This window comes from Bacillus methanolicus PB1, assembly GCF_000262755.1.
Taxonomy (GTDB): Bacteria; Bacillota; Bacilli; order Bacillales; family Cytobacillaceae; genus Bacillus_Z; species Bacillus_Z methanolicus.
The window spans coordinates 1-22,153 of the sequence record NZ_AFEU01000001.1; the positions used below are offsets into that span (position 1 = coordinate 1).

The 22,153-nt window shown below is 37.3% G+C and carries 14 protein-coding genes and 2 pseudogenes; 3 read left to right on the top strand and 13 right to left on the bottom strand.

Features of this window, described 5'->3' with window-relative positions; all coding sequences use genetic code 11:
* Positions 1-771: 771 nt before the first annotated feature.
* The 10 genes and pseudogenes from brxL to acnA form a co-directional block, all read right to left on the bottom strand.
* Entirely contained in the window at positions 772-2,826 is a 2,055-nt protein-coding gene (brxL, locus tag PB1_RS00005) for a protease Lon-related BREX system protein BrxL (protein ID WP_003349949.1), read from the bottom strand.
* A gap of 21 nt (positions 2,827-2,847) precedes the next feature.
* Positions 2,848-5,406, bottom strand: a complete 2,559-nt coding sequence (gene pglZ, locus PB1_RS00010) for a BREX-1 system phosphatase PglZ type A (protein WP_003349950.1) — start codon at positions 5,404-5,406, stop codon at positions 2,848-2,850.
* A gap of 74 nt (positions 5,407-5,480) precedes the next feature.
* Entirely contained in the window at positions 5,481-9,014 is a 3,534-nt protein-coding gene (gene pglX, locus PB1_RS00015; protein WP_003349951.1) for a BREX-1 system adenine-specific DNA-methyltransferase PglX, read from the bottom strand.
* Positions 9,015-9,028: 14 nt separating this feature from the next.
* Positions 9,029-12,289, bottom strand: coding sequence for a BREX system P-loop protein BrxC (gene brxC, locus PB1_RS00020; protein ID WP_238533070.1), 3,261 nt, complete (start codon positions 12,287-12,289; stop codon positions 9,029-9,031).
* Positions 12,261-12,566: a DUF6079 family protein gene (locus tag PB1_RS17930; RefSeq protein ID WP_238533071.1), complete on the bottom strand. Its 306-nt coding sequence runs from the start codon at positions 12,564-12,566 to the stop codon at positions 12,261-12,263. Before PB1_RS17930 ends, brxC begins: the two co-directional genes overlap by 29 nt.
* 21 nt (positions 12,567-12,587) lie before the next feature.
* Positions 12,588-13,154 carry a DUF1788 domain-containing protein gene (locus PB1_RS00025; protein ID WP_003349952.1) on the bottom strand — a complete coding sequence of 189 codons (567 nt, stop codon included), beginning with the start codon at positions 13,152-13,154 and terminating at the stop codon, positions 12,588-12,590.
* Positions 13,155-13,754 carry a DUF1819 family protein gene (locus PB1_RS00030; protein WP_034644786.1) on the bottom strand — a complete coding sequence of 200 codons (600 nt, stop codon included), beginning with the start codon at positions 13,752-13,754 and terminating at the stop codon, positions 13,155-13,157.
* A 28-nt stretch (positions 13,755-13,782) separates the two neighbouring features.
* Positions 13,783-14,058 (bottom strand): TIGR04540 family protein, encoded by a 276-nt coding sequence (locus PB1_RS00035; RefSeq protein WP_003349954.1) that lies wholly within the window; start codon positions 14,056-14,058, stop codon positions 13,783-13,785.
* A gap of 85 nt (positions 14,059-14,143) precedes the next feature.
* Positions 14,144-15,498: pseudogene (locus PB1_RS00040) on the bottom strand (IS1182 family transposase).
* A gap of 148 nt (positions 15,499-15,646) precedes the next feature.
* A complete protein-coding gene (gene acnA, locus PB1_RS00045; RefSeq protein ID WP_003349955.1) occupies positions 15,647-18,355 on the bottom strand; it encodes an aconitate hydratase AcnA in 2,709 nt (902 codons plus the stop codon).
* A 331-nt stretch (positions 18,356-18,686) separates the two neighbouring features.
* Here acnA and sspO point away from each other — a divergent pair, with 331 nt between their 5' ends.
* The gene (sspO, locus tag PB1_RS00050) at positions 18,687-18,836 is read left to right on the top strand and encodes a small acid-soluble spore protein O (RefSeq protein ID WP_003349956.1); all 150 of its coding nucleotides are present in this window, start codon (positions 18,687-18,689) and stop codon (positions 18,834-18,836) included.
* Positions 18,837-18,951: 115 nt separating this feature from the next.
* On the opposite strand, the gene PB1_RS00055 is transcribed toward sspO, so the two are convergent.
* Positions 18,952-19,215, bottom strand: coding sequence for a hypothetical protein (locus PB1_RS00055; RefSeq protein WP_003349957.1), 264 nt, complete (start codon positions 19,213-19,215; stop codon positions 18,952-18,954).
* A 112-nt stretch (positions 19,216-19,327) separates the two neighbouring features.
* On the opposite strand from PB1_RS00055, the gene PB1_RS00060 reads away from it, so the two are divergent.
* Positions 19,328-19,471, top strand: a complete 144-nt coding sequence (locus PB1_RS00060) for a small acid-soluble spore protein P (protein WP_003349659.1) — start codon at positions 19,328-19,330, stop codon at positions 19,469-19,471.
* A gap of 344 nt (positions 19,472-19,815) precedes the next feature.
* On the opposite strand, the gene selA is transcribed toward PB1_RS00060, so the two are convergent.
* Positions 19,816-21,222: an L-seryl-tRNA(Sec) selenium transferase gene (gene selA / locus PB1_RS00065; RefSeq protein ID WP_003349960.1), complete on the bottom strand. Its 1,407-nt coding sequence runs from the start codon at positions 21,220-21,222 to the stop codon at positions 19,816-19,818.
* 110 nt (positions 21,223-21,332) lie between these two features.
* Between selA and PB1_RS00070 the strand changes: the two genes are divergently transcribed.
* Positions 21,333-21,722: an Hsp20/alpha crystallin family protein gene (locus tag PB1_RS00070; RefSeq protein WP_003349962.1), complete on the top strand. Its 390-nt coding sequence runs from the start codon at positions 21,333-21,335 to the stop codon at positions 21,720-21,722.
* Between the two features lie 167 nt (positions 21,723-21,889).
* Here PB1_RS00070 and PB1_RS16640 read toward each other — a convergent pair.
* Positions 21,890-22,072 (bottom strand): annotated as a pseudogene (locus PB1_RS16640) (Rdx family protein); the annotation flags it as partial.
* Between the last annotated feature and the right edge of the window lie 81 nt (positions 22,073-22,153).

Sequence of the window (22,153 nt, forward strand, 5' to 3'; positions counted from 1 at the left end):
TTTAATCGGGCATGGCTGAAGAAATAATTAACTTTTTTGTGTCCGGAAATTTGACTTAGATCCACTTTGAATTTCTTCCTTCCCCTCTATATTAAGTTTTGTAAATCGTCCTTTGGGAGGGGAATTAATATTTCACCTAACTGTAGATGTTCACTAAAACCTATTTCTTTAACCTTTTGAACATCTTGTTCTTCAATTAAAACGCCTACTCTAAAAATTTCTCCATCATTTACGAATCGATATATTTATTGATTGAGTTAATAAACTTTCTTCACTTATTTTTAATCTAAACGATTTTGCTTATATTAAGCAGCATTTCGCTATTCTTAAATCGATGATTCAACGGCAAAAAGAAAATAATGATTTTCTTTTGGATAAGCGAATCTTCCGTTCATCTTCAAAGATAGCAACTAAAAATTTCCGTATTTCAGTGATCTTTACTCGTTTAAACTTTCAAACAACACCTTCCTCATCAAATTCAAGATATCATTACCCAATTACTCTTGATTTTTGTTAACCAATATTACAAATAAAATAATTAACCATATAAAAAGGCAGTATCCTACATCAAATTATGAAGAGGAACTGCCTTTTGTTGTGAATATCATGATGTCTATTTTCCAAGGAGTCCAGTTGGGATTTTCACAATTCATCGATGCAACTTACTTTTCTCATTTCCCAAATCTTTTATAAGAAAATAGATTCTATTTGTGTTGTGCTAATGTTACATTATATCACTCATTTTAGAGTGATAGGATTAATATTTGCTTTTCAACTTACCCCCAACGCCTTATAAACTGCATCAATCGGATCGGAGTAGAAAATTGGTTGTACTTTAATTAACAAATCAGCAGGAACAGTTTGAAAATCTGCAACAGATGAAGCAGGAATAAGTACCTTTTTAGTCCCTGCATCTACACAAACCTGTAATACATTCGCAAGCTGTTCAACCTTTTCAATTGTCCCACCAACCGTCATATTGCCTAATACAACAGTGCTTTCCTGTACAGGCTTCTCTAATGCCGCTGAACATAATCCAATGAGTTCTGCAATGGCAAGCTGATGAGTTAGCCCGATTCCTTGTAAGTCGGCAATGTGCATGAGATAATCTTTTGTCTTAATGGCAATTGTACCGCTGATGCTCTTACTGTTTGCCGAAAAGAAACGATAGGCTGTATCTAAGCTCTCTTTCACTGCACGATTCGAACCGACACCAGACTTTTCAAATTTTCCTGATCCGCTTACGACCTGATTTTCGAGTTTAAACACCCCGATCATACCCGACTCGCCATAACCAACCGTATAAACGTGACCTGGTTTACCCATGCCTTCAGGAATCAGCTTTCCTCCACCTTGCTCTGGTACGGATACATATTCTTCTTGCAACGACTCTTTATCTATATAAGAAAACATGACATCGTAAAATTCCATGCCGCCGATTTTCTTGAGCTGTTCCTTAACTCGGCGGCGTCCTTCTAACGCATATTGAAGGACTTCTTCGACATCTTCTTTCGTATATTGATTGTGCGGATATAATAGCTTCATTAACCCCGAAACAGTTTTACGAATAGCGATTACATCACGTTGATTCAAATTATTACCGAGTTTAAAGAATCTATCAATAGCATCACCAAATGAGCGTTTTCTCATTTCTCGGAAGTATTCCGCTAAATAATCAACAATAAAGCCGTAACGGTCTGTGAAGAATTCTGGCCGCATCTTTGGAATTTCCCAGCCAGGCAAATAGTAATGCATACGATCAAAAAAGGCGGTATCATTGTTCATTCCTTCTGGGAACGGAGCAAATAAATGTGAAGTTTTAATTAGAGAGTCTACACTTTGATTAATATTTCCGACGAATACCATCGATGCTGACGCTGTTTTTTCCTCTTTTCCTCTTGCAAAGGAACCTGAAGCCATATAGTCTTTCATTATTTGGATACCGTCTTTATCTTTAAACTTGATGCCTGCCACCTCATCAAATGCAACTGTATCCCACATTCCCACAAGTCCTACTTGACGGCTCGACATATTGTAAAATAGGTTCGCAACAGTTGTTTGTCCACCCGAAACAAGAATAGAGTTTGGGGAAATTTCTTTGTATACATGTGATTTTCCTGTACCACGAGGACCAAGCTCGCACATATTGTAATTGTTTTCAACTAAAGGTACAAGACGAAGCAATAAATGCCACTTCACTCGTTCATCTAATTGCGTAGGCTCCATACCTGTAGAACGAATGAGAATATCAATCCATTCATCCTTTGTGAAATGTTTTCGTCCTTCAATGATTTCATTTAAATCCATATTTGGCATTTGAATCGGTTTTAAATTACTTATGCTAAATGGACTCATATTACGTTGTTCTTCGTCATAATAGTAATCCATTTTCAGCATACACCAAATACCGCCTGCTAAAAGCTTGTCATACTCTTTTACATAGTTGGCTGAAATTGGTACGTCTTTTAATCCTAAATTCGAAAATTCGGCTTCATATGTATCCTTTTTGGAATTTAAACGAACAGTAATTTTATCTATGATCGAGTATTGTCCAAGCTCCCGTATTTTCGACTTTATCTTTTCTGCTTCGTCAGGACGAACGAAGTTATCCGATAAAATTTTTTTGACTCGTTCGACACCTTCACGAATACTTGCTTCGTCGTCTGTGGCGGCATACATGCCTAATAAATACTCCAATACATAAACAGGAACATTGGCTCCTTCTTTAATCAGTTTGGTTAAGTCTTTTCGCACAACCCGCCCGCTGAACACTCGGTTGAGTTTAGCATCTAACTCAACAGAACTTGAAGAGCTATATCCATCCATTAAATACACTCCCTTCTACGATTAAAAATCGAAATCATTCACAATCCCAAGACTTATTCGGAATGGAATTTTTTCTAATACCACTCCTGTTTCTATGTCTTTAATCATCAAATAATAATCTTTATTACGGTCATAATTAAATGACTTTAGCACAAATTGTAGCTTAAAAATACGCTCTTCTGGTTTATCAGCCGTTTTATCACCAATGACAATTTCCTCATTGGAAATCACTCGTCCTTGTTCATCAGCCATATGAATGACAACTGTCCGAGGTGTCATTTTCTCTTCCACTTTTTCGGTCTGGAAGAACGACAAATTAAAGATACTATTGGTAATCTTACGTGTCGTATTCGTCAATTTAATATCGACCTGCTCTATTTCTCTCGCTACCGCCTGTCCTCTGCGAGCATTCTTGAAGCTGATAACAGGTACAATCACCTCTTGAAGGCTTGCCCCACCATGAACAAAGTTGACACCTTGTCCTTTCATTTTAAAACGTATCGTCGATTTTGGTACATAAGCAGTCAAATTTTCACCGTTTGAAATAATTCCTTTTAATGGAATTCTTAACAACCCGTCAATGTCTCTATCTTCTTTTGACAATATATAACGGCGTTTGACTTCAAGATATGAAAGGTCCTCTCGTTCGATTTTATCGCTTTCCTCTAGTGGATTTCGTTGATATATAAAGCCATGATCGGCTGTAATCAGGATGTTCGTTCCACTTAAATCATCCCTAATGGCTTTAACGATGTTATAAATCTCATCCAATGAACGTTCCACCGCATCAAAGGTATACATTTCTGTAGACGCATGATCCCCTGTTGCATCAATACTATTGTGATAAATGTAAATTAGTTTCTTTCCTTTAAACCGTTCCCGTCTGGCAGGTTTATTCATTGCCATAAATTCCATATATGAAATAGCAATGCTATCTTCAGAAGCTTTTCGAAGGATTTCCATCCGATTCTCAATCCCTTGTGAAGCCATACCGTCTACGATTATCTGCCCCTTATCATTGAACTCTATATTCCGATGCGGAAGTAACGCCGCCATTCCAAGCTTTGTAATAGAAGGAATCACACTTAACACCGAATGAATTTCACTGCTACCCATTGTCTCGGAATTTAAACGATTCGTAATCTCAACACCGATGTCATACCGAAGTGCATCGGAAATAATGACAAAGACTCGTTCTCCTTTGTTAATCTTAGGTGCAACATATGTTTTGTAAAATTCTCGCTGATTTAAAACTCCTTCTATTCCCCATTGATCTTTTACTTCCTCTTGAATGGCACATGACCAATGCGTACTCAACTCACCCATATACCAATTCGTGTAGTAATGTTCCACCATTGTCCGAAGCTCTTTTAACAGATCCGTTTGTTCAGCTTGATCAAAAGCAACGTAGAACTTTCGATAATAAGTCTCCATCTTATAGTAGTGCTGAACATACTTCGCATACATATCCTTCATACTCTCTTTAGGTACTCCTCTTGAAAACCCTTTAGCAAATTCAACTATTTCAACTGTATTGTACAAAGCTTCGTACACATATCGATTTGCTCCATAGAAATGCTTTGCCCGACGAAGGAGAATCAAGTTCTTGTACGTCTCAAAATCTTCATGGTGTTGTTTGAGACTATTGAAGATATACAAAATAATAGCTTGATCAAAATATGGAAACACATCTACTTTTTTGAATTCATCAACTGATAAATGCTGTATCATTTCAGGTAAGCGAATTTCTTTTTCAATTTGCTTCACGAACTCGTCATAACGTTCTGCATCGGTACGATGGTGCATCCAATGATCAATAAAGACTAACGCATTTGTTCTTCCACGCTCGCCAATATACTGCTTGACGTTTGTTAAATGTCTTGCCTCAATGGAGTGGCTTAGTGCTGTAATCGTTAGATGCATAAACAATTTTTTCAATGAAGGCTGTTCTTGGTCAAAGCCATAGTAGTGGTTCATATATTTCCAAAATACTTGTTTTCCGAGTAACTTATTAATTTGGGACAAATATTTATTTTCACTATCATCAAGTGTATCCATCAGAATCGTGCGTAACACTTCTTCCAATGTTGGCGTGCGAAGATTGCATAAAACGCTCATCATCGCTATTTCAAATGTTTCTTCTGTGTATTGTTCAATTGCATACGACTTTAACTTACTATAACGTTTTTTATCATCAAAAAACCTTTTATATTGCTTAACAACTCCACGCAATGAAGAATCCATGCCGAGGTCTTTCATAGTTAACGACAGTTTATCCGCAAAGAAAGTCTTTGAATAAAGCACTGTATCCATCAACCAGTTGTCAATATCGTCCACATCTTCAGTTGTATAAATTAGGTAATGATTATGTATGTCTTCTTTTTCAAGCAAATACTTCGTAAAAAAATTATTGTTGGCAGTCCAACGGTGGATTTTCACATTATCTAACTGAATGTCATCCAACACGTCTGCAAATTCGGCTTCTTTATCAATCCAAAAAACGACGTGTCGTTTTTCAAAGTCTTTTAATGGCTTTTGAAAAAGCTCAGATAAAGACTGAAGGACTTCTTTCAATTCCATTACTCTCACCTCTCTTACTCTCATTATAAACAAGAATATACCAGAACAAAGTCCTGGTACATTCTTGTTCGAATTTATTTAATTGGAGCTACTAATCCTTCAAACTTCGCATAATTGACGACAACTCCATCATCAAGGTCAATCTCGATTTGCTGATCCGCCATATGATGAAGAAGCTCATCGTATTCTTTCAGTTCATCGATTTTTTTCTCAAGAGCTTTCAATTCTTTTTTCGCATTACTGATTTCTTTTGCCGTAGAGTCCCCTTCGATAATACACAACAGTGATTTCTTCTCAGCATCCATACGAAATTGAAGCTCATGTAAATAATTCGTTCTAATTCTTGATAACGTTGTTTTATCATAACGATGCATATAGATTAAACAGTTAAATGCCTTCTGCTTACCAGAAGTAAATAACCAATAAATTGGTCGTTTCTTATACGTCTGAACATGGTCTTTGAAGAAATCATTTAAGAAATAACGTCTAATAGTTTCTTTAGCTGTCTCTCCTTTTTTCTTACCAAGAGTATTAGCAATAAAATCAAGGTTCTCTGCCAAATTCTCTTCACCAAACGTAACTTTAACAAAATTGACAAACCTCGATATGATGTCATCCTCGAAATACGCCCCTGGTAAAATTGACATGATGTTATCTTGAACCACTGGGAACTTCTTATATCGAGAAGCATCAAACTCACCACCCGCATAAATAAGACCATCTTCATCAAGCGAATAACGACCGAATGAACATCCGATGGCATAGGAAATGAAACTCTTTATATCTCGCTCCAAGTCAGCTTTTCGAATCGTCACATCTGCTTCATCTACTTCAGGAGTTAACTCGTCTTGCAAGCCGTATATCTCAATAAAAATGCGGTTAAGCTCTTCTTCATTTGACTTGAGTTGATTGAATTGAGATTTCGAAAACTGTTTCCAACTATTAAATGCTGATTCAATTTTTGGAGAAGGATACTTCATCAAGGGATGCTTCTTAAAATCCCAAGATGTTTCAAAATTGTCCCAATCCAACATTGAGAGATTAATACAATTTTTACTTAACTCTTCAACTTCTTTTTTCTCATCCACAATACAAGGGATTTTTTTTATTTGTTCTGGTCCAAAGTTAATTGTAGGGGCAAGTATTCTCAGAATCTCTTTTGCTACTTTGGAATTTAATAACGCAATAAAATAATATATATCATCTTTCACAAAACAAGTAGGGCCACCATTACCAAATAAAATCCCTTGGGGTACATATCTTAAGGAAAAAAGTTTACTGGAAACTTCCGTCCATGTTAAGCCCTCAAGAAAATAGTAACTATTTTCTCTCAAACGAAAATTATTTTTGTTATCAAATTTTACTTCATAAGCATCATTTTCTAAATTAACTACACTTTCAAAATTCCCATACCACTTTCTAAAAAGTCCTCCAGCAGTAATTGGAAACCATTTATTATTACTTTTTTTCATTTCTTCATAATTTGATGTATTAAATCCAATTTTATTAACATTAACTTCGTACCACAGTCTTATAAATCTTTTATCATTACCAGTTAATATTCCTTTTTTTGTTACTCCAAACTCACCGAATTGTTTACCCTGCACAAAACTTCCAATGAATTTTTTGCTAACCCAAAAAGCAATTGGACTTCCTGGGATTTTGTTGAAGTTTTTTTGGTTAAATGAATACCTATAAGAAACGAATGGATTTTGAACAGCTTCAATTGCTTTTTCATTTTTTTCTCTCGCTGTTCTTTCATCAATCAAGCGAACATACGTACCTTTTATACTTGGAATATATGCATTTCTCAATACAAATGCTGTAGACTGTACTACTTCTCCACCTATTTCCTCGAATGCTCTTGGTCCTAAATGCAACATGTTTTCAATCAATTTGTTTTGAATTATTTTTTTCCTCAATTTTTCAAAGCTGGATAAAAACATCCACGAGTGTTGATTAATGCTGGCATAAAAACCATTCTTTTTTAGGTAGTGATCCAGTTCCATAAAAGCTCCAAATAAATCCGATTTCGAATCTGGATAGTGCTCTTTCAAAAAGCTGGATAGAACTGCATTCATATTTCCTGAACCCATATACGGTGGGTTCGTTACCAAAACATCAAATATGTGACCCATGACGTAGGCTTGCTTAATCAACTTCGGAAGCAATGACAATATTTTTTCTCTTTTTTCTGTTTCAAAAAGATCGGTTTCTGGAGTTATTTTAATAGCTTCCAGTCTTTCCTGTAAAAAAGTTGTGTCATGTACCGTCACTTTAAGGAGAGAGCCTATTGTCTTTGCATCTTGAAACTGTTCCATAAACAGTTTTGTTTTTTCGTATTTCTTTCCGTAATCCTCTCCCGCAAGATAAGCAATATCCTCATCCGTCAGGATATTCGTTTCTTGGATAGATGCCAAGTTGAGTGTAAGCCCATCTCTTTCTACACTTCTCAAGAAACGCTTATTATACTCTAATGCTTTCATAACGAGAGAGAAACTCGCCAATTGATAGGCCCGATCATCAATATCTAAGCCGTATAGGTTTTTTTCAATAATAAGTCGAGGGATTTCCCGCTCCATGTATCCACATCTTCTATAAATTTCATACAGCACATCGAACATATATACAAGAATATGACCAGAGCCCATTGCAGGGTCAAAACACTTAATTTCTTCTACTTTCATTTCTTTGTTAATATATGGTACAAGTTTTTCCTCAAAGTCAGGCTCTGGATTTGGGTTCTCCAAAAAAAACTCCCAATTTTTCAGTAAATCCCGATGTTCTGGATGTGATTCTATCCAATAACGTCCTAAAGAGTTTTGCACCATGTAACGGACAATCCAATCAGGGGTGAACAATTGTGTAGCGTATGGAATTTCTTCAGTCTTATATTTTTTTTTCGCTTTAATGACACGATCTTTTTCTTCCGCAATGTAATATTGATAAAGCCATCCAATAATTTCGACTTGTTTCCAATCTTCCTCTGGAATAATATTTGTATCCGTCATTTTGCGGATAAAGGAATCTTTATTGAGCAGTCCATCCGGAAACAGAATTTCAGTATAATCATCAATTTTTTCAAACATGAACGGAAGGTATTTGTTCAAATCGTTACATTGCTTAATGATCATGTACTTGAACAGTTCTTCTGTTTTATTGTTCAGCTTTAACTCTGCAACATAATCCTTATCAATATCTAAATCAACACTTAATGCTTCAGTCACAATGTCAGGCTCATGATTGTCTGGATTATAAGAAGAAAGAACACGCACTTTTGAAGGTAAATATTCATTCACTTCCATGAAGCGAAGAGCTGTAAAACGGTTAAACCAAGTATATGCCACTTCTTCCATGACCATTTTGTAAGCATCTTCTTGAGTTCTTCCCACACTTAACTGTTGAATACGCTGAATCAGTTTATTCCGTTTTGCTTTTTCAGAGCTTGAAAGTGGTTTGCCATCTATAAAGATGGCATCCGAACTTTCAATTTCCGCTTTTTTAATCGCTGTTTCTGTAATCCCTATTAAATTTGCTTTTGTTTTAATTTTTTCAAGCAATTCACGACGGGCATTTGTCGCAAAGTTTTTCAACGCTGATTTATTCAAAATATGTCACCACCTTAATCAATAAACTCGATATCTTTGTTTTGTTGAAGAAGCTTCTTTAATCGGCTCGCTAATGTATTCACAAAGCGATCAACATCTTCTTCAGATGTTAGCTTACGAGTAGAAATTATATCTGTAACCTTTACCTTTTCCACTTGTTTTTGCGGCGGATCAGCTATAATTTCCGGATCATCATTATCGTCCGATTGAGCTTCAACAATATCCCGTTGAATTTGTTTCTCAAATCGATCTTTTAATGCATTAGCTTGAGTAATGCTCGCATCAATCTTGTAAATGTCTTCATAAGACTCGATATTTTTAAGCAGTGTGTCAAAAGCAGAAACAATTTGATTTTTCGTTATCTCTTTTACTCCATACTCTTTGCAGCGAAGCACTAAATGATCATACGTTGCTTGAACATCCAGCTTTGTCTGTTCTTTCTTCTCCTTGATTACCGCATCAATTTCACTTTGAATAGCTTCCACATATTCAGGAATATCTTTAATACGGTTATATGGAATCGGATCAGATAAAATATCCCTTAGCTTTTCGGCACTTGCAGCCGCTTTCGTATTTTGCAGATACATTTGGTTGTCGTCATAAAGCTTTATCACTTCAAGGCCTTGATCAAAAAACTCTCGTTGATTGCTGAAGAAGCGTTCTACATAATCAAAATCTTCTTCCCAATCTAAGAGGTTTTCTTCAAGCTCCTCTAACTTTTTGAAAAAGGCTACATTGTCCAAACGGTTTGTAAATTGCGTGAAGTATTCCATTCCTTTTTCGAGAAGGCTATAGCCTGGATACTTCTTGCCATTATATTTTGCTTTGTACAGTTCAATTTCTTGAATTTTTGCGTCAATTAATTCTTTAATTACCTTCACTAAGCCGTCTTCATCTTCTGGAAGATCCATCTTATTAAATACTTCTTTTGTAATGGTACGAGCTTTGCGTAGCAGTTTTTCGTCAACAACAACCCGTTTCACAATAATCGCTTTGTCTGCTTCCGATGTTTTCGTTAAAACAGTAAACGTAGATTTGTTTTGTGGATCCAAATACTCTCCATTATAACGAATACGGATTTGCTGTTCCTTGAACAGTTCTGCTGTTAATCCCGCAATATCCATCTCTAACCAACCGTACGGCTTGTCAGTAAAACGATCCAAGATGGTTTTCATTCGAACTTGTTTTTGTAATTCTTCTTGTAGTTTAATAAAGTCTATTATTTCCTTTTTTGCTATCTCATTAGAATTATCTTTCATACCTTCAAAAGATATTTGAGTTTCTGAGTTTCTTAATACTGCCTTAACATCATCTTCACTAAAATGTTTTTTCACATATCCGAGCTTTGTAAATACATTTTCTACAAGATATGTCATAGCAGTATTAAGTTTCTCTCTAACAGAAGTACCTTTTACGTCCAATTTTTCTCCATTTACATAAAACTCTGCGTTTTTTATCGCATCTTCTAAGAACTCTCGTACTCTTCTGCGGCGTTGTTTTGCTTCTACCTGTTTATTGTTTAAGATGTTTTGAATGTTTTCAGGCAGTTGACTAATGTTTTTCTTTTTGCGATATTCTTCAATTTTTAGGGCCTCTTCCATTTCTTCAATATATAATTCGGATCCTTGCAATTTCACCCATAGTTCGCCCGAATCATATGTCTTTGGCAGAAGTTCCTGTTCAGTTAAGTCATAGAAGTCAGACAGTGGTGAGAGAATATTGATACCGATCGTTGCTGTTTGATTTCCGTGATGTTTTTCATCCATTTTCTTGTTATACGAAAAAGAATAATCGTCTTTATATTTAAATTTTTTTTCGGAATAAATATCTTCATAGATATAGGTTCTTAATTCTCTTTTTATTAAATCTTCATCTACTTTTACTTCCTTAATATCTCGGTTAATGTCTTGCTCATCATCCGTTAAGAAAATGTACACATCACCGTTCTTTTGAATAAGCGTTTGAGACATGAGTTTTCGCAGAGCTTCTTTAATTCGTTCCTTCAGTGCAAGCTTGTCTTCATTTATATGAGTCACCATTAAAGTTGCAATGTTATCGATGTTGGCAGGTAGGGTATCGATGTACTTAATCATGAATAACACTTTCAATACATCCACGTTAAACGGATCATCGCTTAATGCCCGATTGTCATATGCCCCTTCAATAACACGAGCAACAGATGGTGTTAAAAACTCACGAATCGTTTCGTAGAAAGCATATAATGGAATTAATGCACCTTTTTCTGCATCCTTAAATTGTATTGCTGACTCTTGGAAAGCCGATAACATAGAACGTTCCCCTTCAGACAAATGCTTACCAGAGCTTCCATGCTTACGAATCTGTTCAAAGATTTTTTGTAGTAACTTAAACTGATATGGGACAAACGGATATACATCAGCAAACTCATTCTCGTCATCATAGCCACGCAATTCTGCTGTACTATCTTTAAAGCTTATCAGATTCTTTAATGTGGCACTTTCATCGTGGTAGAGCAATTTTAATGCATCACGAGCAAAGTCCTTTTTGCTAAGAATACGTTTTTTAATAACTTCATCTACAGAGATGGAAGAAAGCGATAGACGGGTATCAAAACGACCTTGTATGCGAGAGAAGTCATCGCCTTTCACTTTAATTAGGCTGTCAATGCTTTCCTGTGCTGTCACAATAATCCATACTTTGCCGACTCCATATGTACCAAGATCTTCTGCAACAGTTTGAAGGTTCAACATAAGCTGGCGGCTATCGCCAATGTATTGTCCAATCTCATCAACCAAGAACACTAAATGAAAGTTGTTCCCCTTGCTATCAACATACTCTTTTACGTCTTTGGCGAACTTTTCAATACTGATTTCAAAGTTGTTTACCCCATTTTCAAACCAATTGCGAGCTGATTCTTCTGTCATATCTGTTACTTTTGTTAATGCCCCAATGACGTAGTCAGCGTCAAAATAGAACGTATTGCGGCGGTCTACCCAATCTTCTCCTGCTAAAGCCTTAAATTCAGCTTTGAACGCTTCGTAAACGCCCTTTTGATCCAAATATTTTTCCATTTCCGCAACGCCTGGAATGTCTCCAAAATAGCCCCGATGCTCATAAAACACCTTCATGAAAACTTTTAAAATGGCATCGTCTTTTGATTTTCCATCTATCGAGCTTTTTGAATCGATATTAAAGAGAATTACTTCTGTATCAACATCCGCAGTGCGTTTCATATTCGCTAACAAAAGAGGATCTTGAATTTTGTCCTCAAAAAAAGTCGATGGCTCTTTTCCCATTTACAGGCTTGTTTTCTAACAGGTAAGATAGGATCTTAAGGAAATGGGATTTACCAGAGCCAAAGAAGCCCGAAATCCATACGCCCATCTTATCAGTAATGCCGTCAATTCCTTTTTGATAGTTCTCGTAAAATTTGCTGAAGTGCTTTTGAAGTTCTCTTGTAACGACATATTCATCCAACTCTTGATAGATATTGTCCTCATCTGTTTGGGCAACTTTAATAACGCCCTTCAGACTTCTTTCAATGTCCTTCTCAAAGATCTCACGAATTTGCATACCAACTTTTCCCCCATTTTCTCAATCCACTAATCGAAATGCCCGATAATAATTATCATCTTGGAATTTATTGAATAAGCGAAGCGATAGACCATCATATTGCCCTGGAAAAAACATAATGACAGGTGTTTGATCTACCACTTCTTGAAGGTTGTTTAAAATATTGTGGGAACGAATAAAAGGATATACCTTTCCCACCCCTGTAATGAGAATAACATCGTAGCCTTGCAATTTTTCGGATAGCTTATCCAAGAAGATTTTCGGTTGAGCAAAGGTTGTCATCGCTTTAAATAGAGCATCTTTCCCTTGTCGTTCCTCAAGCTCAAATATTCGCTTATAAATTCCTTTATCTTCAGCTATTTCAAGCAACGTGTCATACAGGTCAAAAACCAACACTTTGCGATCCGAATCTTCATAGTTGAATTCTTTCTGGATATATTGAACATAATCTCTAACTAATAGCTCATATTCTGGTTCATAATCGAATATGTAAAAGCTGATCTCGTTGCCGAGACCTCTCCCTTGAAGGAACTTATCTTCCTTCATTTTTGGTATGATTTTTTCTAACCGGCTATATATATTTTCCAATTACTCCACCCCCATTGCTTTCAGATATGCTTCATCACCAATTGACCGTAGGTAATATTGTAAGTCTGTATCAATGATTGGGTACGCAAGCTTTCCTGACTTTGGATCCACTAAAATTCCTGCCTCTTGCAAAATACGTTGGTGGACTTGTTGAAGTTTCCGAACCGTTTGTTCAGTAAACTTGGCTACAACAGGACTTTGTTCAGCTTTTGATGAAAAATAAAGGTTAATATCTTTTTTCTCCAATTGAAAATCTTGATCTGCTAGCTTTTCACTAATGACCTCGTTCATGAACTCAAAAAACAAGCGATCCGTTTTCATAATGGCATAAAGATTTATTATTTTCCCTGTTTCTAAGGAATCTTCTAACAATCTTTGTTTAAGGACGTAATCCAAAGCATTCACACGTCGTAAAAGAGATGGAAGACTACGCTTTAAACTTGAAGTGTGCTTATACTCAAACAAGTTCTCGTCAATTACTTTTTTTCGAATTTCCTTTTCTGATAACTCCTGAATGGAAAGCTCTACAACTTTTTTCATTTCAAAAAATAAGAACGATGCTCCAGTCAAAGCAGAACTGTATTCTAAATCTATTTTCATATAATCAAACCTTTCAAACAAGACTATTTTACCAATTTATGTCCAAAATACGTTTTACAACTTCCAATCTCCGTTTCCCACAGTGCTGTTGAATAACGGTTGTAAACTTTTCTTCCTTAAGTAGTTTGTTGGGATTGTTTTTATGTAACGCTCGAATAGTCTTTACTAATTGTTTCTCTTCTATTTCATCATTCCAATAAGCATCTACGGTTTTATTAATTGCGGTTGCCAAATCTCTTTGTGTTCGATAAAACATTTTTAACTGCAAGAGGATCACCTTAATATTAATATTCTTGTTCAACATTTACTTAACTCTTATTTTATTCTTACTTTTGATAGTGAACAATGAAAACTATTAACCAATTGAGAAAAAAACTAAAGGGACCAATTTAATTGGCCCCAGTTTCAACTTTCATTTCCATATTCAGAACAGCTGTGTAATTAGAGTCATAACTCGCCCTCCATAACCATGTGGCTAGTTTTTTCAAATTCAAGGCAGCACAATCAAGCATCGCCTGCATTGAAACTTTTTCTAGCTCACGATAGGCTGTCCAACTCAGATCTCTTTCATATCTACATACACTCGTTCAATCGTTTCTTTTCTTCGAGCGTAGATTTCTTTGTTTTCTTGGGTATGCCTTAAATGTTCGGCTTCTTCATAATAGCCTTGACAAATATGAAGGTCACGATCTTTGTGTGGTTTTACTTTGAGTGCATTGAGAGAGAAACGGGCATTCTCGGCAAATCATTGGATTCAACTTGTATTCACGTAGTCCCTTTCGATTCGTAGTTGAGTACGTTAACACTTGGTGGTTCGTACTAAGGTAACAGTCATTCGCTTCATCGTATACATAATCTTGCTTTCGGAAATAACCTTTTTTCGTTTTTGGACGAGTATATGGAAGAACCGGACGAGCTTTTTCATCGATCATCTGTTTCGCCACGGCTGGCGTTTTGTAACCAGCATCTAACGCAAGTGCCGATGGTTTCCCCACTTTTTCTTTGACTAGATGAAAAAGCTCAAGAAGGCCTTGACTGTCATGGATATTACTTGCCTTTACCATCGTATGTAAGATAAATCCGTTATCATCAACCTCGTATTAAACGAATAGGCAAATACTCGTTCTCTTTCATTTTTGACAAATAGTCCACTCTCTAGATCGGTAGTACTGACTTTAAGCTCCCGAACCTCTGATGAAGATTTAAGAGAAAGAGGCTTTTTTTCCACTCGAACTTCATTGATTTCTTTTTCAAATTGAGACAGATTCGCTTTTGCCTCCACTTCCACGATTTCTTTCTTAAACTTTCGTTTATTCGTATTTGCATTGACATGGGTCGAGTCCGCATACATGTATTCGGTATTGACGAATCCATGATCGATGGCTTGAAAAAGAATATGGGAGAAAATCTGTTCAAATTGATTCGAATCTTTGAAACGACGTACATATTTTTTAACAAACATAGAGAATTGAGAAATGGAATCATGCAAGTCGAATCCTAAAAACTAACGATAAGCCACGTTGGTTTCAATTTCTCTAATGGTTTGTTGCATGGAACGAATCCCAATTAAGTAATATATCAATGAAATTTTAATCAGAACCACAGGATCAATACGTGGGTACCAATAGTCATTCGAATACAAATCTTTCACTTAATCATGGATGAATTAAAAATCAATGGCAACATTGATTTTACGGACATGTTGGTCTTGTGGTACTAACTCATCGAAAGAAACAACGATCATCGAATAACGTTATTCTTATCTTGTCATTGAAATATTTTTCTCCCCTCAATACAACTTACTATTCCTTAAATATAATAAAAAAGCTTGTCGACATTGTCGACAAGCTGGAACACCATGCAGAGCGCATGGTGTTTTTCTACTTTATTGATTAGCCTTTAAGTTTATCGCGAAGAACCATTTGAAGGATACCGCCGTGACGGTAATAGTCAATTTCCACTTCAGAGTCAAAGCGGACAAGAACTTCAAATGTCTTTTTGTTGCCATTTTCATCAGTTGCTGTGACTTTTACAAGGTCGCGAGGTCTTACATTTTCATCGATATGAACGTCGATGACTTCTTTTCCTGTTAGGCCTAGTACGTCAGCGTTTTCGCCTTCCTTGAATTGTAATGGAAGTACGCCCATTAATACAAGGTTAGAACGGTGGATACGCTCGAAGCTTTCTGCGATAACAGTTTTAATGCCTAAAAGGTTTGTACCTTTCGCTGCCCAGTCACGGGATGAACCCATTCCGTAATCTTTACCGGCAAGAACGACAAGACCAGTACCATCTTTTTTATAACGCATGCAAGCATCATAAATGGTTGTCACTTCACCAGTCGGCCAGTATGTTGTAAATCCGCCTTCTGTACCAGGAGCGATTTGGTTGCGGATACGGATATTCGCGAATGTACCGCGCATCATGACTTCATGGTTTCCGCGGCGTGAACCGTAAGAGTTAAAGTCGCGCGGCTCAACGCCTTTTTCACGCAAGTATTTTCCTGCAGGTGTGTCTTTGCCGATTGCACCGGCCGGAGAAATATGGTCTGTTGTCACAGAGTCGCCGAATTTTCCTACAACGCGCAAGCCTGTTAATGGCTTCACTTCATCAGGATCAGGCTTCAAGCTTTCAAAGAATGGAGGATTTTGAATGTATGTTGAATCCTCATCCCATGTGTATAGCGGCTCGTTGCTTGTTTGGATTTGGTTCCAGCGTTCGTTATCATCGAAGACACGCTCATATTCTTTACGGAACAATTCAGGTGTTACTGTTTGCTTTACAATTTCGTTTACTTCATCTGTTGTTGGCCAAATATCTTTGAAGAAGACGTCGTTTCCGTTTTTATCTTTTCCGATTGGATCATTTAAAAGATCGATATCCACTGTACCTGCTAAAGCGTAAGCAACGACAAGCGGCGGTGATGCCAGATAGTTTGCTTTTACAAGTGGATGGATCCGCCCTTCAAAGTTGCGGTTACCGGAAAGAACCGATGTAACGAGAAGATCGTTTTCGGCAATCGCTTTTTCAATTTCGTCTTTTAACGGGCCGGAGTTACCGATACATGTTGTACAGCCATATCCGACAAGGTTAAATCCGAGCTGCTCAAGATATGGTAGCAATCCTGAATCACGAAGATATCCTGTAACAACTTTTGACCCTGGAGCCAATGATGTTTTTACATATTTTGGTACTTGAAGGCCGAGTTCAACCGCTTTTTTCGCGACCAATCCGGCGCCGACAAGAACAAACGGGTTCGACGTGTTTGTACAGCTTGTAATCGCTGCGATAGCGACTGCACCGGTTTTCATTGTCGTAGAATCACCGTTATGGAAATTCACAGTAACTTCTTTGTTAATTTCAGATTGATCCAAACCAAAGCCCTGGTTGCCCACCGGCGCAGTCAAAGCTTCGCGGAAAGCTTTTTGCATTTCTGTCAGCGGGATTAAATCTTGCGGGCGTTTTGGACCGGAAAGATTTGCATGAATTTCTGAAAGATCAATTTCAACCACATCTGTGTAGACTGGATCTACGTTTGGATCGAAGAATAGTCCATTTTCACGGCAATATGTTTCAACAACTTTGATGTGTTCTTCAGGACGGCCTGTTAAGCGTAAATAATCCAGAGATTCAGAATCAACAGGGAAGAATCCGCAAGTTGCTCCATATTCCGGCGCCATATTTGCAACCGTTGCACGGTCAGCAAGCGGCAAAGTTGAAACACCTGGTCCGAAGAACTCTACAAACTTGCCAACTACACCTTTCTGGCGCAACACTTGAGTTACTTTTAATGCAAGGTCTGTCGCTGTTGAACCTTCCGGAAGTTTACCGACAAGTTTCACACCAACCACTTCTGGTACCGGGAAGTATGAAGGCTGCCCCAACATTCCCGCTTCTGCTTCGATACCACCAACACCCCATCCAAGAACTCCGAGACCATTAATCATCGTTGTATGGGAATCGGTACCGACAAGTGTATCAGGGAATGTTTCATAGTCTCCATCCGGAGTTTCGATCGCATGAACAACACTTGCAAGGTATTCAAGGTTTACTTGGTGAACAATACCAGTTGCAGGCGGTACAGCACGATAGTTATTAAATGCCTTTTGCGCCCAGCTTAAAAATTGGTAACGTTCTGCATTGCGTTCAAATTCAAGCTCCATGTTTGCTTCCAATGCATTTGGCGTACCGTATTTGTCAACTTGTACAGAATGGTCAATAACCAGGTCAACTGGCTTTTCAGGATTAATTTTATCAGGGTCTCCGCCCATGTCAGCCATTGCTTTCCGAAGTGAAGCGAGGTCAACGACTGCAGGAACACCTGTAAAGTCTTGAAGAATAACACGTGAAGGCTTAAATGGAACATCAATTTCTTTTACGTCGCTAGTTCCCCATTTTGCAAGATTTTCAACGTGTTCTTTTGTGATCACACGGCCGTCAAGCTGGCGAAGAACAGATTCAAGCAACACCTTGATCGAATATGGAAGTTTTGAAACTTTCCCAATACCTGCTTCTTCGAGTGCAGCTAAACGGTAGTAATGAAAGCGTTTTCCGTTGATTTCATAACTCGAACGAGCTTGAAATACGTCGTTTTTAACCAAATGTAAAACCCCCTCTTTCGTATTCAGCAAATACGAAATCACTGTAAATGTCGAAAAGTTTGAATTTTGCAGCGCCTCTTAACTTTTCACACAATTCTATCTTAATACAACCATTTCTTTAAGTAAATAACAAGAAAGTTATTGTTTATGATAAGAAATTCTTATAATAAAAACAGATTTTAAGTTTTTAATGGTAATAACCCTTTATTTATAAAAGTATTTGGTTTGTCTTGTAAAAAAATGGACTGGAGTTGTCGTTATGGTACAAAAGTATTTTTCATGTATGTCTGCACTTCATATGTAAAAAATAAACAGAAATGGAGGTGATCATATGGTGCAAAGAAAAGCCAATCATATTCGTCCCGGAATGAACGATGCCGGAGGTCAAGGTAAAGGTGCTGGATACAATGAAGAAATTTCAAATGAACCTTTGACAGAAGCCCAAAGGCAAAACAACAAAAAACGCAAAAAGAACCAATAACCGATTGCGGAGCCAGTCCCTCATCGCTTTAAAGCGATGAGGGACTGGCCCGCGATGCTTTAAAGCGTTAAAAACCCAATGCCGACTTATAGGCATTGGGACTAGTATAACATTATTAAGATTCAGTGTTATTGACATCATTTACGATATTTTGCAAATCCTGCTGGAATTTTCTTAATTGCGACCGCTGCTGTTCAGAAGCAACTTCAAGTGCATTTTCAATTTGTTGGTATGCTTCGTTCACTTCCTGTTTCAGATGTTTCAATTGGTGTCCGTAGTTTGCACTGTCTCGGACAATTTCATAATAGAGTTCTTGTGCATCTTCTACCCCTTGCTGGGCCGCTTGAAAGGCTTGTTGTTTGTTTTTATGATAAGGCATGATTTTCACTCCTGTTGTAATAACTTTGTACCGTTAAAGTGTGCAGTTCTTTAAAAAATATTCGGAATAAAAACAGCCGCTTTTCCTATCCTAATTACGAGGAGGGATGAATATGAATAAAAATAACGGCAAAGATATGAGAAAAAATGCTCCTAAAGGTGACCAGCCAAGCCAACCTGCACCTTTAAGCGGATCACATAAAGTAAAAAACCGGAACCATACAGGACAGAAATCTAAATCACATCATGATATGTAGCAAGAAAAGTGGATATTTGAAAAGTGGTCGGTAAATTTGAAAAAATTATAATACTGGCAAGTTTCATAAACCTAAGAATGATCGTTAAACTCGAAAAGTGGTCGATAAATTAGAGAAACTGGTCGATAAACATCTAAGAGTGGTTGATATACATCTTAATCTGGTCGATAAATCCAGAAAACTTGTCGATAAATTACGTAAACCGGTCGATAAATCCGGAAAACTGGTCGATAAACCACAAAAAATGGTTCATAACCACAGAACTGTAATGTTCCACTCATCACAATGATCAAACAACATGAATAGGCTGTTGACTTCTAAAGAGCCAACAGCCTTACATCGCTTTAAATATCAGCTAATACATTTAGAATAACAGTTTCTTCTTCTTCGGTAACGGTTCTTAAATCTAAATGAATTTCATCCTTTTGAATTCTTACAATGATGGGCGGAGTACTTTCCATTCGAAGTTTTCGAGCAACCGACTCTGCCGAAAGCCGTGAATGAGTTAAGGTTATAACCTTTGTAGGCTGCTCTACATCCGGCATAGTCCCTCCCCCGACTTGAATTGTTCCGTCGGTAATTTTTCCGGAAAAATCTTCTGATAAATCAAAAAGACGGTCAAGGAAGCGTTTCGCTCTTTTTTCAAGAACATCCATCGGTATGAGCAAATCTCTTACAACAGGGATCTGTTTCAAACGGTCCTCACCCTTTAAATATTCCATCAACGTCCCTTCCAGTGCAGCTAACGTCATTTTATCCACACGAACGACCCGGGCCAGTTGGTGTTTTTTCAACCGGTCGATCAATTCTTTTTTTCCTGCAATAATGCCTGCTTGAGGGCCGCCGAGAAGCTTATCTCCGCTAAAAGAAACGAGATCAGCACCCATTTTTAATACTTCGCTTACGACAGGTTCTTCCCCGATTCCATGCTTTTGAAAATCATATAGCGCACCGCTTCCTAAATCTTCATAAAAGATCACTCCGGGATATTGTTTTTTTAACGAGGCGAGCTCCTCTGTTTCCACTGATTTTGTAAAACCAATCACTTTAAAATTGCTTGTATGTACTTTTAAAATCATGGCGGTATTCTCGGAAATGGCTTTTTCGTAATCATACAAATGGGTCTTATTCGTCGTCCCAACCTCAATCAGCTTTGCACCACTTTCTTCCATTATAGAAGATATTCGAAACGAACCGCCGATTTCCACAAGCTGGCCACGGGATACGATGACTTCTTTCTCATTTGCTAACGCCCTTAAAATTAAATAAACAGCTGCTGCATTGTTATTTACAACCATTGCTGCCTCGGCACCGGTAATTTTTTTGATAAGCGATTCAGCATGGCTGTGCCGTGAACCTCTTTCTCCCTCTTCAATACTGTACTCGAGATTGGAATAATTCATCGCGATTTCCAGAACATGTCTCGCTGCTTCGTCACTCAATCTGGCTCTTCCCAGATTCGTATGTAAAATGGTTCCGGTTGCGTTTATTACTCGAACTAATGTATAGCTGTATTGCTTCTGAAACTTCTTTTCAAGAAGTTCAAATACAGAATTGGAAAATTCCGCAGTTCCCGGCAAATGACCCGCCCACGTTTCATTTATTAGTTTTTCCCTGACCTCTTTAATGACTTCCTTTAAAAGGTTCGTTGCATGATTCAAATCAATCCCGTTCTCGCTCATCATTTTGACAAAACGACCATCTCTTTGGAATTCATGAACGGGAGGTATGAAGCGCAGAAAGTGTTTCACTTCCGTATCCCTCCACAACAAGGTTTGCTGGTTCATTATACCATTTTCTTTATTTCTTTCACAAAGAAGATAAGTGTGAATAAGATAATGGAAACAAGGGGGTAAGAACGATGGCTGATAAGAATGAGATGCAGCCTTACGATTTAGAAGCTATGGAAAAATGGCTGGAAAACTTCTTTCTTGATCCATTAACGAGCTATTTGGATCAGACAGCGTTTCGCGTCGATATTTTTGAAACAGAAACAGAAATCATTGTAGAAGCACTGCTCCCCGGCTATGAGCCATCCCATTTAAGCGTTTATGTCGAAGACAATTCTCTTACCATTTCTGCAAATAATCAGCCAGCCAATATCGATCGTACCCGTATCCGCAAAATGGAATTCCCTTGTTCAATCATTAACAAACACATCCATGCGGTTTTTCAAAACGGAATCCTGGAAGTTTTTTTGTCAAAAACAACACCCGGTACAGGAAAAAATCGAAAAATAACGATTGATTAAGTAAAGAAAAGGCTGTTCGTCTTTTCTTATTTTGTTTATTTACATAAAATTGTTATTGTTCTCTTGTAAATAAGAAATCTATTATTTAAAGTTGTTTTCATATATATTTATTATCTTACAAGAAAAAACAAGACCCCTTTCCAACATGCAAAGAGGTCTCAAATGATTTATTCCTTCATTTTTTCAATGATTTCACTGGCATTTGGAAAAACTCCGGTATCAAGTTTGGAGTAAATTTTCTCACCGTTTACAGTTACTTCAAATGCCCCGCCTGAACTTGGAATTAACTCCATTTTTTCAATGTCAGAACGGAAATGGTTAAACAGTTCTTCCGCGAAACTCGCGGCTTTCGGCGCGTAATTTCATTTCATGCAAAACTCGACACTTACTTGATACTTTTTCATCAATAATCCTCCTCGTTAAAGATCGCT